The sequence below is a fragment of the Peribacillus sp. SIMBA_075 genome, from assembly GCF_046534585.1.
On sequence record NZ_JAWRYN010000005.1, the window covers coordinates 77478 to 93946 of the forward strand.

Annotated in this window: 9 protein-coding genes and 5 pseudogenes; 1 reads left to right on the plus strand and 13 read right to left on the minus strand. The window is 39.6% G+C overall.

The features are described 5' to 3' along the window. Window positions 1-64 precede the first annotated feature (64 nt). From SB775_RS06220 to SB775_RS06230, 3 genes and pseudogenes are all read right to left on the minus strand, one after another. Window positions 65-1045 (minus strand): ABC transporter substrate-binding protein, encoded by a 981-nt coding sequence (locus SB775_RS06220; protein ID WP_410860894.1) that lies wholly within the window; start codon window positions 1043-1045, stop codon window positions 65-67. Between the two features lie 546 nt (window positions 1046-1591). Further along, window positions 1592-2344 (minus strand): DeoR/GlpR family DNA-binding transcription regulator, encoded by a 753-nt coding sequence (locus SB775_RS06225; protein WP_410860895.1) that lies wholly within the window; start codon window positions 2342-2344, stop codon window positions 1592-1594. Between the two features lie 333 nt (window positions 2345-2677). Further along, a pseudogene (locus tag SB775_RS06230) lies at window positions 2678-3501 on the minus strand (IS3 family transposase); the annotation flags it as partial. Between the two features lie 6 nt (window positions 3502-3507). Between SB775_RS06230 and SB775_RS06235 the strand changes: the two are divergent. Then, window positions 3508-3934 (plus strand): annotated as a pseudogene (locus tag SB775_RS06235) (transposase); the annotation flags it as partial. A 284-nt stretch (window positions 3935-4218) separates the two neighbouring features. Here the strand turns inward: SB775_RS06235 and SB775_RS06240 are convergent. The 10 genes and pseudogenes from SB775_RS06240 to SB775_RS06285 all read right to left on the minus strand — a co-directional run bounded on the left by SB775_RS06240 (window position 4219) and on the right by SB775_RS06285 (window position 15936). Further along, complete coding sequence (locus SB775_RS06240; RefSeq protein ID WP_410860970.1) at window positions 4219-5727, minus strand: glycoside hydrolase family 32 protein; 1509 nt, start codon at window positions 5725-5727, stop codon at window positions 4219-4221. A gap of 141 nt (window positions 5728-5868) precedes the next feature. Further along, window positions 5869-7332 carry a glycoside hydrolase family 68 protein gene (locus SB775_RS06245; RefSeq protein ID WP_410860896.1) on the minus strand — a complete coding sequence of 488 codons (1464 nt, stop codon included), beginning with the start codon at window positions 7330-7332 and terminating at the stop codon, window positions 5869-5871. A gap of 145 nt (window positions 7333-7477) precedes the next feature. Then, window positions 7478-8752 (minus strand): ABC transporter substrate-binding protein, encoded by a 1275-nt coding sequence (locus SB775_RS06250; RefSeq protein WP_410860897.1) that lies wholly within the window; start codon window positions 8750-8752, stop codon window positions 7478-7480. Next, the gene (locus tag SB775_RS06255; RefSeq protein WP_410860899.1) at window positions 8752-9918 is read right to left on the minus strand and encodes a response regulator; all 1167 of its coding nucleotides are present in this window, start codon (window positions 9916-9918) and stop codon (window positions 8752-8754) included. The genes SB775_RS06250 and SB775_RS06255 overlap by 1 nt, the downstream gene beginning before the upstream one ends. A gap of 5 nt (window positions 9919-9923) precedes the next feature. Beyond that, the gene (locus SB775_RS06260) at window positions 9924-11726 is read right to left on the minus strand and encodes a cache domain-containing sensor histidine kinase (protein WP_410860901.1); all 1803 of its coding nucleotides are present in this window, start codon (window positions 11724-11726) and stop codon (window positions 9924-9926) included. A gap of 259 nt (window positions 11727-11985) precedes the next feature. Continuing rightward, window positions 11986-12353: pseudogene (locus SB775_RS06265) on the minus strand (iron chelate uptake ABC transporter family permease subunit); the annotation flags it as partial. Between the two features lie 80 nt (window positions 12354-12433). Further along, window positions 12434-12664 (minus strand): annotated as a pseudogene (locus SB775_RS06270) (alpha/beta fold hydrolase); the annotation flags it as partial. Window positions 12665-13077: 413 nt separating this feature from the next. Next, a pseudogene (locus tag SB775_RS06275) lies at window positions 13078-13602 on the minus strand (EamA family transporter); the annotation flags it as partial. Between the two features lie 40 nt (window positions 13603-13642). Further along, complete coding sequence (locus SB775_RS06280; RefSeq protein WP_410860903.1) at window positions 13643-15259, minus strand: FMN-binding glutamate synthase family protein; 1617 nt, start codon at window positions 15257-15259, stop codon at window positions 13643-13645. 47 nt (window positions 15260-15306) lie between these two features. Continuing rightward, the gene (locus SB775_RS06285; protein ID WP_410860905.1) at window positions 15307-15936 is read right to left on the minus strand and encodes an NAD(P)H-binding protein; all 630 of its coding nucleotides are present in this window, start codon (window positions 15934-15936) and stop codon (window positions 15307-15309) included. Window positions 15937-16469: the final 533 nt, after the last annotated feature.

A 16469-nucleotide genomic window follows, 5' to 3' on the forward strand; every position in this document is an offset into this window, starting at 1 on the left:
TTATATTGATTTGAATAGGCTGATTAAAGGAGGAATCCTTATCAGCCTATTTATTGAAAGAAGCTTACCAACCTTGGTAAGAATCTAATGTATCTTGAGTTACAATCTCAACTGGAACTTTAATAAGCTCCTCAACTTCTTCACCATTTTTCACTTTCATCCCGATTTCAACAGCTTTTTTGATCATGTTACTAGGTGACTGAGCTGAAGTTGCAGCAATTGTACTTCCTTCCTTTGCCATTGCTTCTGTGGCTTCAGGAGCACCGTCCACACCGACAATGAAAAATTCATTTTTACGATTCGCTTGCTCTTGAGCAATTTCAACACCAATTGCTGCTGGATCATTAATCGCAAATACCGCGTCAATAGAGCCTGATGAATTAGCTTGTAAAATACTTTCCATCACCGTTAATGCCTTTTCGCGATTCCCTTCTCCATTTTGCTTCGCGATAACTTTAATTTTGGAATCCTTTATTGCATCTTCAAATCCTTGAATACGATCAGATACAGCCGAAACAGGAGGTCCATCAATAATAACTATTTTTCCTTTTCCACCTAATTTTTCAATCACATATTCTCCGGCCAGTTTACCAGCTTGATAGTTGTCTGAAGTAACAGTTGCATCGACACCACCTTCAGCATTAGTATCTACAGCAACTACTGGAATATCAGCAGCTTTGGCCTGTTGAACAGCCGCCGCAATTCCTTTTGTATCAACAGCATTTAAAAGAATGATATCTACCTTTTTCGTAATAAAGTTTTCAATTTGAGCTGCTTGTTTTGCTAGATCATATTCAGCGCTTTCAACTAGAACTTCAGCACCTAATTCTTTTCCTGCTTCTTCAGCACCTTTAGCCATGGAGACGAAGAAAGGGTTTGCTAAACTCCCCACCGCTACACCGATCGTTAATTGTTTGTTACCTTTTTGTCCTTCGTTACCATCTGTTGATCCATTTGATGATTCACTAGCCCCGCTACATGCCGTCATCGCGGCAATTACAAAAGTCAAAACTAGTATTCCTAGAATTTTTACATATTTTTTCATATTAATCCCCCTAGTTTTTGAAGATGAAAATAATTAGCTACAGAACGAGAAATTGTTACCGCTCTCAATCTCTTAAACTAGATCACCTCCTTAAATGAATATTTTTGGTTGAAATAATGGAGATATGGTTGATTTTGATAGTTTTTTCACATTGACTATTTATTGATAACGCTTTCATCCCTTGTAAAACAATATAATTACCCATTACACATTATAATTACAAATGAATGAATTTGGTTGGTTTTGATTGATTTTGATTATATTAAAGCTGTTTGTAATTGTCAATGGTACCAATTATTGCAAAAAATATATTGATAACATAAAATATTAAACTCTCAAATGGAATGTTTAATAGATGGAGCAGATTTTCCCTCATTGTTAATTGATCACATTACAATGAATCAAGCATTCTTTATTATATTGATAAAACAAAGGGGGAAATTTCCAATAAAATAATTTCAGAATTTTCAAAAAAGCTGGTATTCAAACTGTCTGAATCAGACAGTTTGAATACCAGCTTTCCTTCAACGATAGCAAATTTAGTTTTTAATCCCTCACAATAATTATCTCCGTTTTCTCCTTATATTTTCCTAACGTTATTGTACTTTCTTCATTCGTAATAACTTTTGTTTGATTTAAATCTGCAAACTTAGAAAATGATACTTCTCCAAATTTTGTATGATCTGCTAATACAAAGGCCTCACGTGACAAGAAAATGGCTCTTTCTTTTATTTGCGCCTCTTCTGGATCTGGGGTAGTCAATCCAAAATTATAATGAATAGCGTTCGCACCCATGAAACACTTATCAAATCTGTATTTTTTTATACTTTCGTATGCATAACGTCCAACTGTTGCTTTAGTAATCCTTTTAACAAATCCACCAATAAAATATGTACATATTTCATTTTCAAGTAATGCATCTAAATGATCAATTCCGTTTGTAATGACAACGATATCTTTTTGCCTTAAATGTTTGATCATCTGATACGTTGTTGTTCCAGCATCAAGATAAACACAGTCGCCGTCCAAAATTAGTTCTGCCGCATATTTTGCTATCTTAGCTTTTTCCTCAAGGTTCTGCGTTATTTTCTCAAACACACTTGGTTCGTCTCGTTTACTATGTAATAGTGAAGCTCCACCATGTACTCGTTTTAAGTAGTTCTGCTTTTCTAATTGATCTAGATCACGACGCAAAGTAGATTCTGAAGTATTTGTTAATTCTACTAGCTCATGAATCTTAACATTCCCCTTTTCTTTTAACAGCTTTAAAATTAATTGATGCCGTTCCGTAATAAGCATGATATCTCCTCCTCGTATTAAACTTCTATTTAAAGGTTCTTCGTGTATTTTAGTTTAATTAATTTTAGTATATAGAATTTTGCAGTGACATGTGAGAACTATATTAGGGGTACCGCCAACAAGCTAAGGTGAATTTGTATCATCATAACGAAAAAACGCTATTCTTTTTGTAGAAATATACAGGAAGAATGGCGTTTTCTATGAGTTTTTCTGTTTCAGACGAAATGAATCTCTTTTCTCAAGAACTTCAAAACTACTTATCTCCATCTTCTCTACAACAATTAGCTAAAGAATGGATTTGAGTCAATATTTTGGACACAAAAAAATTAAATCTTAAGCTGCATTTCTAATTTGGTCTTCAATAGCTTGTGGAGTTTTATATCCTAAGCTGCTGTGAATTCTTTTTCGGTTATACCAACCTTCTATAAATTGGAATATCGCTAATTTAGCTGTTTGGTAATCTAGATACTGGACGTGGTTGACTTCTTCCTTTTTTAATATCGCATGAAAGGATTCAATACAGGCACTATCGTACGGGCAACCTTTCTTACCAAAGGATTGCTTAATATGATGATTCTGGGTATGTTGAGTAAACTCACTGCTTGTATATTGTGAGCCAAGATCCGTATGAAGAACTAAGCCCTCCGAGGGCTTTTGTGAAGAGTAGCGTTATCGAAAGCTTTTATGACCAGTTCTGTCGTCATAGAACGTGAAAAGGAATACCCAACTATTTTCTTTGAATGAAGATCCAATACAGAAGCTAAATAACACCATCCGTCTTTTAACGTGTGGATATACGTAATATCAGCTACCCATTTCTCATTAATGGTTTGGGTGGTAAAGTCTCGTTTAAGCAAATTATCTAACTGAATAACTTTTTCTTTAGATGGCTAAGGACGGTATTTTTTCTTCGTGATAGAACGAATACTCGCCTTGCTCATTAAGCGTTGAACACGCTTTAGACTGAGGGAAAATCCTTTGGTTAATAGGATTTGATGTATCTTAGGAGCACCATATCGTCCCTTGCTTTCCAGGTAAATGAGATTCATTTTATTCGTTAATTCTTTGTTTTCCTGTTCGCGATTGGATACGACAAGTTGAAGAGACTGATAATGGCTGCTTCTTGGGATTTCTAATACTTCACACATTCTCTGTACAGGGTTCAAAAACTACCCGCCCGAGTGATTATTAATAAACTAACTGAGGTACAAACAGAGAAAAGATTGAAAGAACAAGCAAAAAAAGAAAAGAAGAAGGGCATTACCTATAAAGACCGAAGCAAACGATTAAGTGGAATGAACATATTATTACAAATCTTTCTTTAGAAGACGTTCTAACGGAACATATTCATGAACTGTATTCGTTACGTTGGCAGATTGAAATTCTTTCTTTCAAATTGACAAGTGCATAGAGATTAAGAGGGAACGCTTAGAGTGTCACTTGTATGGGCAACTTATTAGCATTTTACTCTGTTCATCTACGATGTTTAGAATGCGTCAGTTACTTTTAGATAAGAAAAAGAAGGAGTTAAGTGAATATAAATCCATCTATATGATAAAAGACCATTATTTATTGTTTTATCAAGGATTATAAAAGGACGCCAAAGAATTATCAAAAGTTTTTCTACGTCTGTCACAAAAACTTAAAGCTGCCTAATATTTTTTTAAAAAAACTATTTGATGGTTTTTTTGTCATGAGCATTTTTAGTGTTACCTTAGCAAATTAAAGAGAACACACTTTTATATTATCTCTTGCGCGCTTAGCTTGATGGCGATGTGGTGGTACCCTTTTAGTAAATGTACATATTTGAAGGAGTCATTTCTTATAAAAGAATGTATGTGTACTCATATGAAAGGTATCTGCCAAGATGAGGTTCAATTAATCGGATCAAAATGTGTAACCTTCATATTCTTAAAGATCGTTTTGCCGCCCTCGGAGAAGAGAGTAATTCCTTTATCTTCAGCATGAGGGAATATTAAGTTTGAATAAGCAACCTTTCCATCATCCACAAAAACTTCAATACTCGTTTTATCGACGAGAATCTTTAAATGAACCTTCTTCTTACTGACATCAAATGGTGCAGTACTTTCAACCAGCTGATTCGTTTCGTCAGGTTGATCTGTGAATACCCGATTGACATAAGAGTAATTTCCTTCTGCAGAAATGCCTACGTCAACGTGGCGTTTTTGATCATCTGACTCCCTGAGCCTAAATCCTGCAGTCTTAAAATCCGACCATGAGAGATCTGCCTCTATTTGATAGGCATCTCCTTTAACATCAAGTGTTTCCGAGCCATCCACTTCGATTTTATCAAAAGAATTCGTTGAGCTTGTCAATTCTTTTAATGCTTCTGAAGGTTGTGAAGAAAGATAATACTTGTTCTCTCCTTCACGCTTTAGTTCAATTTGACGGACGATCGAATCCATTCCGTTAAACCCTTCTTTTAATGTCGGCGTATTGTTGGCGTAGGCCCAGTTATTCATCCAAGCGAGGGCATAGCGTTTGTCTAATTTGTCACTTGCCTTGCCATCTTCAAACGATACTCCGCCATACCAATCGAAACCGTAGTCTAGCCATTGGGGTTCATGGTTATCTAGAAGAAATTCCGTTCCATTAAACGTTCCTGTCCAGTATGCATAGGTGTTGGGTTTCCCTGCTGCTTTTCCGTTTGCACTGACGCCCAGCACCCACTTTACTGTCCCGTCATCAGCGCGGATCTGGTAAAGGTCAGGGCACTCTAAAACTCCAATGTTCTTAGTGGAAAAGCTGCTCGTATAGCGCCAATCTTTCAGGTTATTAGACTCATAAAAACCTATTTTTGATCCTTCGGCCAAGGTCATGACCCATTTTTGATTTGTATTATCCCAGATGATTTTTGGATCTCTAAAATCCTTCGTTCCTGGATTTTTCATAATAGGCTCGTCACTGTAAGAGGTAAACGTATTTCCTTTGTCCGTGCTGTACCATAGAAATTGTTCTTGTTTCTGGCCATCCTTAGAAGGTTGTGTTGCGATCGCCACAAAAGCCCCTTTTCCAAACCCAGCTGTATTTTCCGTGTCTATAACGACTGACCCTGTCCATGGATCCCCATTTTGATTCGTATATTTTGGAATGGCAATTCCTTCATCATTCCAGTGAATCAAATCTTTAGAGGTGGCATGTCGCCATTCTGTACCATTGCCATCCGGGTAATCTCCATTATAGAGGTAAAAATAATGATAATTTCCTTCATAGTAAACGGGCTTCTGTGGATCGTTTTTCCAATGATCAGGAGAAGTAAAATGATAGGCAGCCCGGTAAGAGTGCTTTTCTACCTTATTTGGCTGATTAGCTTCGTTTGTTTTATAAAATGAATGAATCAAAATTCCTGTGCTAATAACCATCCATAATCCAAGAACGAATAATCCAACCATCTTATATTTCTTTTTGTTCACTTAAACTCACCACTTTCCTCTTTTAAAATAGAAAAAAGAAAATGCCAAGTTTTCCTGACATTTTCTTTTTCTTTTTCTTTTCACTGGTAATTACTTAACCGTAATCTGGCCTTGTTCAAGAATACTGTCTTTTACTACTGATGTTTTTTCCCCTTTAATGTTAAGCTGGAAGCTTGGGGCAAAGGTAGATTTATTGTCTTCAAAATAACCTCTGTTTGTCATGTAGCTAGTCACTACAACATTATCACTGTCAGCCTGCGGGATCGCATAGTGTGCATAGTTCCAAGTGATGTCATATGGATCTAGATCCTGATGCAGGACGATGCCCGTTTTATTTAATGGCTTATATGGGCCAGTTAAGGAATTTGACGTGTAGCCTAACATGTAAATATCTTGATTACCGATTCCATCAATGGTCATTTTTGATCCTCTTGAACTTGTGAATAAATACCACTTGCCGTCCTTTTTAAAGATGTTTGGACGTTCGATTTCATCTGTGACCGTATTTGAAACAATCAATGGCTTCATTTCTTTTTTCAATGTATAATCGTCGTTTACTTCAATAATTCCAATTGCACCGTTTGCAAGTTCAGCTAATTCTTTTTTAGGGCTTTGCAAAAGTTTGTTTTTTTCACCTTGGAAGAAATTATTGCTGTTGCCATAATAAGCTCGATTGTATAGCGATTCTTCGCCTTGGTAGCCATATTCTGTACCCGTATTTGCTTCAAATACAAGGTATTTGCGGCCGTTGTCTTCTACATAGTGAGGGTCTCTGAAGGTATGATTATCAGCGGAATTTCCGTCCTCTACAAATTTATCTACAGTTTGATAGTACTTGCTGTCTTTGCCTTCATAGATGGATTTGTAATCCTCAACACCATCCACTTCTAATGTTTCAGAATCTGGCTCTGAGAGGTTTACTTGAGCGGTTGTCAAGGTTTGTTTACCATAGTTTCCTGACTCAGGTATATACGGTTCCCGGTTTGTATAGAATAAGCGAACTTCCCCGTCCTCAGTGAAGGTTGCAGAACCTGACCACTCTTCGGCTTGCTCTTTTAGGTAAGGATCATTTGGAACGTTTTTATCATTGTCATCAAATACTCTTCCAGCATTCTTCCAAGCATCAAGGGAGTTGTCGCCCACTTTTTTGTAGAATATGTAGATGAACGTATCGCTCGCGTTTTTAGGATCGCCTGCTAATCCAAAAACGATATGATATCCTTTGTACTCTGCAACAGTCCCGTCAGCGTTTTGCAATGGCCATGTATCCCACACATCTAAATCAATGGTTTCGCCTGATTTCGTTACTTTTTTTGCAGAAGGGATGTTTTTAATTGTGGATTCGTCAAACTTAGGAACGGCATATCTAGTATCACCGTGCTGATTAATCATATCTTTCATAGCTGATCGAGTGATTTGTGAAGTATCGTACGTTTCCTTGTAATCTGCCGGATCCTTTGAAGCTGCAAATGATTGGGTAACAGTACCGCTTAATAGAATGCCAGTACTGAGTATTCCTGCTGTTGCCTGTTTGGCAAGCCTGCTAAAGTTCATAAGTCTTCCTCCTCGTTTTATGTGTTTGCTAGTACAATAGAATTATAGGCGATTCCTGAAAAGAGAGGTATGCCACATATTGATTGGAATTTAGTCGTATATTGATATCGTAATTGCGGAAGGCAAAAAAAGCCCCGGCAAGAGGCTATTCCTTCGAAAACCTCTCCCAGGACTTCTGATATTCATTGAGCAGCTGATGGCGGTTCAGCTGTTTCCCGACATAGAGCTGAGTCGCGGCTCCGAATTCCTCTCTAATTTCAACAGGGAAGTGAGACCAGTTAGATGGGACGGTGTTTCCATCTTTGTAATTTCGAAGAGTTTCTTCTGCGAGCGGCCCTATATCATCAGTTTTAATGTTCTTAAACGCAGGAATGAATTTGAATTCTTCCGTCATGAACCGTTTTCCTTGTTCTGACATCACCATCCAATTTAAAAACTTCTTGGCTTCTTTTTTCTTTTCAGGAATGGACTGTTTATTTACGGCCCAATAATTTGGAACGCCGACGACAAGGGCTTCCTTTAAAGGTCGGTCATTAATCGGAATCGGCATAAAACCAAGGTTCATGTCAGGCGAAGCTTGATCGATCATCGGCTGAATCCAGTTGCCTTGCTGAATGATGGCTGCTTTTTCGGAGGTAAACAGATTCACTTCCATTGTATAGTCCGTTGACAGTGGATTATCATTTCCGTACTTTATGGTGAGATCCAGCAGTGCAAGGAGATCCTTGAATGTTTGATTGGTACTGATTTTTTCCGTTCCGTTATTTAAATTTCTTATAAAAGCATCAGTATCCTTTTGCTGGGCAAAAGCAACATTCATTAGATGGTCGCCCAATTCCCAGTCTTCATAGTAGCCTGTTGCAAAGGGAGTAATGCCTGCATTCTGCAGCTTTTCGGCAGCTGCTGTCAGTTCAGAAAGAGTGGCGGGCTGTTCAGTAATGCCGGCTTGTTTAAATAGATCCTTATTATAGATAAAGCCATACCCTTCAAGGTTAACCGGCATTCCGTAAATTTTCCCGTCCAATGTGACCGGCGTCAGGGCTTCTTTGTATGCTTGATTAATCCAGGGCTCCCCTGAGAGATCCTCCAGATAGTTCCGCCATAGCTTGGCATTTTCATAGCCGCTGTTTGTAAAGATATCCGGACCAGTGCCGGTCGCCATTTCGGCTTTTAGGTCGGCGAGGTCATCCATTGCGCCTCCAACAGTATGTACCCTGATATTGACGTGAGGATTTTCCCGTTCATAAGCACGCGTCATTTCTTCAAATTGAGTGGAGATTTCCACTTTCGGATTCCTTAAATCCAGCGTGATTTTCCGCTCTATCTTTTCCGTTTTTTCTGGTGGGGCTTCGTCCTGACAAGCAGAAAGAGACAGGCTGACGGCTCCGATTAACAAAAGGGATAAAAACCTGTTTTTCATCATGTCACCCCTTTAGATTCATGTTGATCGTTCTTATTCCTGAACTCAAAAGGCGTCAGGCCGACGACCTTTTTAAATAGCTTTGAAAAGTAGATTTCATCTTGATAGCCAAGCATGGTCGAGATGGAGTAAATGCTTTTGTCTTTTTGTTGCAGCCACGACTTTGCCTGTCTGATTCTAAGCTCCGTGATGTATTTGGACAGGGTCATTCCGGTTTCTTGCTTATACTTTCTTGAGATATGCTCGCGGCTTAAGAAGAAAACATTCGACAGCTTTTCCAGACTCAAATCCTCCATATAATACATGTCAACATAGGAAACCATGTCTTCCATGCGGCGAGCGGCATCTATTTCATCCAGACGGTGGATGGATCGGAAGTTTTGTTCCTCGAGCTTTTTCTGCAGAGCCTGAAACGAGGTCCTGATATCCGATAAAGTTTCGACCTGCTCTTCAGTTACGAGCCTTACAGGGATATCGAACTCCTGGCTGATCCATTCCTCAACGGAGAGCCATTGATTGTGAATGGTGATAACAAGGCAGAGGTTAAGATCCGTCTGCAGAGAAAACGCATTTCCTAATTTGCGGTCCGTAAGTTCATCTGAAAGCTTTTGAATATAGAGATCCGGATTGTGCATCTGGTAAAAGGAGAGCAGTGTCAGCTTATAGCCCTCCGATTCAGGAAGAAACTCGGCAAGGCTGATTGCATCTGAACGGTCCCCCAGACATATCGCAGTGGCTAACTGGTTTCTCCGCAGTTTTTTCACATCTTCCAGCACTTCAGCATGTTCAAAGTCGTCCTTCCAGGCTTGTACCGATTTTTCCAGAATATGATTGAACGCCTCATACTCAATCGGCTTCAGCAGGTAATCAAAGCTGCTGTGCTGAATGGCTTTCCGCATATAGGAATAATCGTTATATCCAGTAATGAAAATAACTTTCCCCGGATAGGAAATGGAATCCAGCCACTCAATCAGTTCGATTCCGCCCATACCGGGCATTTTCACGTCTGTAAAGATAATCTCAGGGCGTTCTTTCTCAATCAGTGATTTTGCCTCATGGCCATTTTTCGCTTCCAATAGCTTGGTGATGCCGTAAGTTTCCCACTTGCCTAAATGGCGTATGACGTCCCGCACATTGAATTCATCATCGACAATCAGTGCTTTCACCGTGTTCATCTCCTTTCCCGAAGTAAGTCTTTATCATTCCCAAGGTCGGTCTTTATCGGGATCCTCATGCTGACGGAAACCCCTTGTCCGTCATTAGAATCTACTTTCATTTCTGCACTTGGTCCATACCCTAGAAGCAGCCTGTCACGAATATTCTTCAGGCCTATATGTTCATGCGAATAAGTCCCTTCGTAAGGGGGTGTATAGATATGTTCCCGTAGAGTCTGAAGCTCTTCTTCCGTCAGACCCGGACCATCATTCTCTACAGTAAAGCACAGATCGTTTCCTTGTTTTTCCCCGTTAATGGATAAATGAGCGTTGCTGTAACCTTCCTCATACGTGTGTTTAAAGTAATTCTCTGCTAGGGGCTGCAGAATCATACTTGGAATTGTCATGTCCAAAATGGATTCATCGATATTGACCGAGTAACTTACATTTTCACCAAAACGCTCTGTTTGAAGGGAGAGGTACGCTTTTGTATACTCAGCTTCATCCCGAACCCTTACCCATTGATCTGCCTGCATTGAGTAGCGCATCATTTTGGACAGCGAAGTCAGCAATTGATAGACCTTTGGTGCATTCGACCTGAGGGCAACAGCGCCGATGGATTGTAAAGCGTTAAACAAAAAATGAGGATTAACCTGTGATTTTAACGCCCTGAACTGGTTCTTCCTGTTTTCAATTTCAAGCTTATATTCTCGGTCAATGTGGGAATTGATCCGGTTCATCATGTCCTTCATGTGTGACTCCAAATGGCCAATTTCATCGCTTTTGGTATCATCAAAGGGGACATTCATATTTCCGCCTTCAATGGAGCGGACTTTGCTGCTCAGCCTCGTAATGGGACGGGTAATCCTATTTGAGATAATGCATATCATCAGCAAACCCAGTATTCCTACGCCGATGCCGACAAGGATATTGGTATAGGCGGTTTTCCTGACATCTTCAAATAAAGCCTTACTCGACATGACCTTAATCAATTTCCAGCCGTTCAGTGACCCTGATAACTCCTTTGATAAGATAATATCGTCATCATGCCGGCTCCTATTCCCCTCAAGACGTTGCTTTTCATCGGTAGGAAGAGGTTTTCCAATCAGGGCTCGATCGTTCGCATACATGACGCGATCTTTTGAATCAATAAGCAAAACAGAAGATTCGTCTCCCTGGACAAGGTTATTGCAAATGCGGGCGTACTCGCCCAAATCAATGTCGATTGTAATCATCCCAAGAAACTTTTTAGAAAGAACGTCTATAATTTTGTGGTGAAAAGTCATCACCATCGTTTTGTCCGATTTTGGAACAATGGCTGCATTATTGTAATTCTCAAGAGTGTGGGGCGGCTCAATCAAATATTGTGAGTCAGATGTATACAGCTGTTTGATCGGGTCCTGGTTAAGAAAATTCGGCTGATACCTGTGTGTGCTGATCATTGCATTATAGACAGTAAATGACTCATTGTTTTTAGCAATATAGAAACGGATTTGCCGGAATTCTTTTCTCATTAGAAAAAAGGTTTCGAGACTCTTTTTCATGGTCATAGGGCTGAAATAAATGGAGTCTTCGAAGCCATTATTAAAAATCCGAAACAGATCTGGGTTGCGGTACAGAATATATGGAAAATCAATCATGTCGTCAAAATACTGCTCCAGTTCATCCGCATTCTTCTGAAGCTGCTCCCGGCTGTTTTCAAGTTCATACTGCTCCACACTGTTTTTTGTATAAGTGTAGATGAAAAAAACGGACAGGAAATAGGGCAGAACGATGAAAATCAGCAGCATGATCAATAAACGGCTTTGTATACTTTTCACAGGAGGCACCCCCTTTCGCAGAAGGCTCTTTTTTTAGTCTGATCTTATCTTCTCACTTTAGCATCCTAAAACTATATCAAATCAAAAAACCAAGTCAATCATGCTTAAGTAGGATTTGTGTAAGTGCATGTATCGTTATATATCGCAGTTCGGGCTTATATTATGTTCCAATCTGCGCTGCGCCAGAGATTTGAAGAAGATGAGGCAAACAAAAAAGCTGAAGACATCTTCAGCTTTTACAAAAATTGTGCTTTTTCTCCTACTTCTCTATTAAAGCGATCATAATCCCCGCAGGTATACCTTTGGGTTCAAGTATGTTTCTTCCGATGGTATCTGCCAGAAGCAGCAGCCAGGCGCGGATCAGATTCGCTACCGGCAGGAAGAGCTGATTTCGAAATCCGACCAGAGCTCTTGCAAAGTGCGGAGCCCTGAGCCAAACGAAGGCGATGCCTCCTGTAACAAGGACAGCTGCTGCAAGTGCAGCCCCCATGGAAGGATGGCCAAAATGAAAGGCCAGTCTGCAATAAAAATCCACCTTTTGGCGATCAGCAGATGAAATAAGGACAATCATTAGACCTGAGAGGGCCATAGAAATCCCACCCCGGTTAATTCAAGTTTGACTGGCTGCCCGGAAATGGGAAATAAATATAAAAGTAAGCCTTTGTCACTTTGGGCAAAGGCTCCTTTTTTGACGAGTTTCTTCTATATTAACCTTTTAGAAATGTTAGCAGCTTTTTGGGGTGAGTTGCGTTTAATCCATGCGGACCACCCTTTATTAGAGCGAGCTTACTACCAGGAATGGAATCAAATGTACGTTTTCCACTTAACTCAAAAGGTACAGTTGCATCAGAGTCACCGTGAATAATAAGAGTAGGTATATTGAACTTTTCCAAGTCCTTTCTAAAATCTGCCTTACTAAAGGCCGTTATACAATCGAGCTATCATTATCCCTAAAACAAAGATTATGAAATCCTGCGAATAAGCAAGTATTTGTTAGAAAATCGCATTAAACTGTTGAGTGGAAAAGAAAGAAGGATTTGAAAATAATATTGAAATATCCATAAAAATTAGACCCTTTATCTAAAAACATTTTAAAATATGGCTGTTTTCACATACTATGTTGCTATTTACCAGGTAGTGAGTTGTGGTTGATTTCCCCTCCAGATGCTCGCTTTCCTTGGTGCGGGCGGTGAGCCTCCTCGGCGTAAACGCCTCACCTGTCCCGCTGCTCCCGCAGGAGTCTCGCACTTCCGCTCCAATCAACCTTAAATAGTTTCGTTTTAAAAACAACAATCTTTACGAAAAGAGCCTAAAATATAAAACAGTGGGAAATGAATGCTTCCCACTGTTTTTAACGTTCAGCTGGTGTTTTCATTAATTGTTTTGATAAGTTGACTGATCTAATTTCACTAACAAATGTAGAGCCTAATAGTAATATCCCACCCAGCATTTGAACGATTGTCATTTGATTTAGCAAGATAATTGCAGAAATCAATATAGCTACAAATGGAGCTACATAACTTAGTATAGCTATACTCTGCGTTTTTGGTTTTTCCATACCAGGGAAAAATGACCAAAATCCAATCCCTGTATTGATGATCCCTAAAATTCAAATAAAAGGAGTGGAAGAACTTGATACTTCAAAAATACCAAAGCCTTCAGTCAGGAAAACATATGGCATTAGAAGTAATGTGGTTGTTCCAGGCTGAATGATGGTCAGCTCTAACTTTCCCATATTTTTAATAAATTTATTTAAAAGCAATAACGCTGCATAAAATGCAGCTGCGATTAATCCAAAGGAAATTCCAATAATATCATCTGATCTGGATGCACTCACGCCTTTTCCTACAATCATTAACATACCAATGATCGCTACAAATTTCGTTTTTCTTCAACATTTTTTTAAAAACAACTTTCTATTTCTCCACTTTTTCCTTATTTCTTAACTTCTCCACTTTTTCGGGAGTTAGGGTGATGTCCCGGACAGGGGAAACTCTTCCCCACTCATCCTTGTGAACGATGTGTTTTCGTTCAAATTTGGTCGGAGTATCTATACCTGCGGCAGCTGCAAGGTTAAATAGCCCCTCGCGAAGGGAAATCACGTAATTGGCGACTCGGTATTGTTTTTCCTCAATAACCAGACCATCCTGCAACTTTGAATCAGTTGTGGCTACTCCTGCAGGGCAATGGTTTGTATGGCAGATTTCAGCCATGATGCAGCCAACGCTAATCATAAAACCGCGGGCTATATTGACTAAATCTGCCCCCATCGCTAAAGCGACCGCCACTTTATCTGGAGAAGTCAGCTTGCCAGATGCAATCAGCTTGACCCTGTTACGTACACCATATTTTTTTAACATCTCATCTACAAGTGGCAAGGCTGACATAATTGGGAGTCCGACTGCATCTGCAAGCTCCTGATAGGTTGCCCCAGTTCCGCCTTCTCCGCCATCCACCGTGATAAAATCAGGCCCTTTACCTGTATCTCTCATGTTTTTCGTCATTTCCTCAAGTGCATCAAGATCCCCCACAACAATTTTGATACCGATGGGCTTTCCGCCTACATCCCTCATTCTTTCCACAAATTCGAACAATTCATTAAAATTCTTGAATTCATAGAACCGGTTAGGGCTATTGATCGTTTGGCCAGGTTCCACGAGGCGGATTTGGGCAATTTCTTCTGTCACCTTTTGCCCTTCAATATGCCCACCTCTGATTTTGGCACCTTGTGCCAGCTTAATTTCAAATGCCTTTACTTGCTCGATTTCACTTTTCTTCTTGAATTCTTCCCAGGAGAACTCCCCACCTGCTGTCCTTACTCCAAACAGTCCCGGACCGATTTGCATTATGATGTCGGGATTTCCGGAGAGATGATATTTGGAAAGACCACCTTCACCAGTATTCATCCATGTTCCTCCTGCAAGCCCTAATCCTCTCGACAGTGCAGTGATGGCATTCTCACCGAGTGCACCGTAGCTCATTGCAGATTGTCCTACGAGCCCCTTTAATTTAAAGGGATTCCGGCATGTGTCCCCTCCGATTATGATAGCATCCTCGTCTCGTAAAAAGTACGGTTCTATTTGTCTATCTTCCCGCTTCTCCTTTCTGGTCAATAGACCTTCCTCATCTACTTCATATACCTTTGTATTGATTTTTTGGCTATTATCTATTCTCAATTCTTCCCGAAGATTGGGAAACATACTATTTCGAATATAGTATCCAGCCTCATTGAAGTCACGTTCCGATCCAAATCCGATTAAACGCTCCTTATATTTTCCTGCTTTTACAACATCCTCGAATTCCTTTCTTGAGAAAGGGGTGCCTTCATTATTATTTTCAAATAAATATTGCCTAAGTTCAGGTCCTATTTGCTCTGTCATGTATCTAATTCGGCCTATTAGGGGGAAATTCCTCAGGATTGAATGTTGCTTTTGTGTATCATCCTTTCGGTACAAGTACGCTGCGGCCGCAACTGTCCCTAAAACGGCAGATCCTTTTAAAACTGTAGGAAGGTAATGTTTTAATTTGGACATTTTATCACCCTTTGCTTCTTATTTTTTGTGCAAGTTACTCGAGTAATCTATAATCTTTGGAGTGCTTCATCAATCAGAATTTCTCCAGAAGTTACATGGAACGTTTTATTATATACTTCTTTAGTATCCAGCGCTTTGACCAATACAGAAGCAATATCCTCCTTTGGTATCTCGCCTTTGTCATGCACAATTGATTGTCCAGCTTCAACTTTACCTATTCCCGGCTTATCCACAGGCATACTTGTCCGTATGACCGTATATGTAAGCTTTTCCTGTCTTAATAGCTCTTCTGAGTGGTACTTGACACCGTTTGTACTAGAATTCTTGCTCTCCATTTCTTTTGCTCGCATGGTGTTCATCAGAACAAAGCGCTTCACCCCATGTTTCTTAGCAGCCTCAACTGAGTCTATTACTGACTGATGGTCCACCAGTATTGGTTTGCCTTCCCCAGTCCGGGGACTGGCACTACTCAGGTAGATCACTGCTTCACAGCCTGAAAAAGCACTGGAAAAATCCCTTTTTTCCAAAGAAACTACATCTCGTGCTCCAAGTTTAACCATTTCCTCAACTTTATTTTCTGCCCCTACCAGTGCTACCGGGTTATGGTGCCTGTCTGCCAGCTGTTTTACAACGTGCTCTCCGGTCATGTCCTCTGTTCCTATTACCAGAACTCTCATTTTAATACCTCCCTGCTAGTTTGATACTATCTATTTACCACTTTAAAGTTTAATGAAACAATTAAGCGTCTTCGCCGTATCGTTAATTTTAACGATTCTTTGATAGTCCAATTTCTTCAGTGGAAGCAATTAGGCTTTTATTGAACGTACGTAATCTCAAAATTAATAATCTGACATCCATTATTACTGAAGCTGTAGGAACTAGATTAGTGATTGGAATTAAATAAGAACGAAACCCAACTACTCTGCTCATGTAAAATAAATTGGGTTTGATTTGGGTAATTATATAAAACTATACATTAAAGACGATTATTTCCTGGGGAAACAAAACCCAAAATTATCACTTAAAAATATTAATTTTTTATGTAATCACTCCATACATTTAGTTAATCGCACCCATACTTTCTTACGAACGCCATATTGAGGAATTCCGCACGAAGGATACTGCCATCTATAAAGTATTAAAACTTTTATCAATCTGGAAATGAGGGGCCCTATTTTTTTCAAAACTGAAAAATTACTAACTACAGGAA

Excerpts from the sequence above, each read along its gene's own strand:
- SB775_RS06245 (WP_410860896.1), bottom strand. The coding sequence starts at position 7,332 with ATGAACTTTAGCAGGCTTGCCAAACAGGCAACAGCAGGAATACTCAGT.
- SB775_RS06220 (WP_410860894.1), bottom strand. The coding sequence starts at position 1,045 with ATGAAAAAATATGTAAAAATTCTAGGAATACTAGTTTTGACTTTTGTA.
- SB775_RS06240 (WP_410860970.1), bottom strand. The coding sequence starts at position 5,727 with ATGGTTATTAGCACAGGAATTTTGATTCATTCATTTTATAAAACAAAC.
- SB775_RS06225 (WP_410860895.1), bottom strand. The coding sequence starts at position 2,344 with ATGCTTATTACGGAACGGCATCAATTAATTTTAAAGCTGTTAAAAGAA.
- SB775_RS06250 (WP_410860897.1), bottom strand. The coding sequence starts at position 8,752 with ATGAAAAACAGGTTTTTATCCCTTTTGTTAATCGGAGCCGTCAGCCTG.
- SB775_RS06280 (WP_410860903.1), bottom strand. The coding sequence starts at position 15,259 with ATGTCCAAATTAAAACATTACCTTCCTACAGTTTTAAAAGGATCTGCC.
- SB775_RS06285 (WP_410860905.1), bottom strand. The coding sequence starts at position 15,936 with ATGAGAGTTCTGGTAATAGGAACAGAGGACATGACCGGAGAGCACGTT.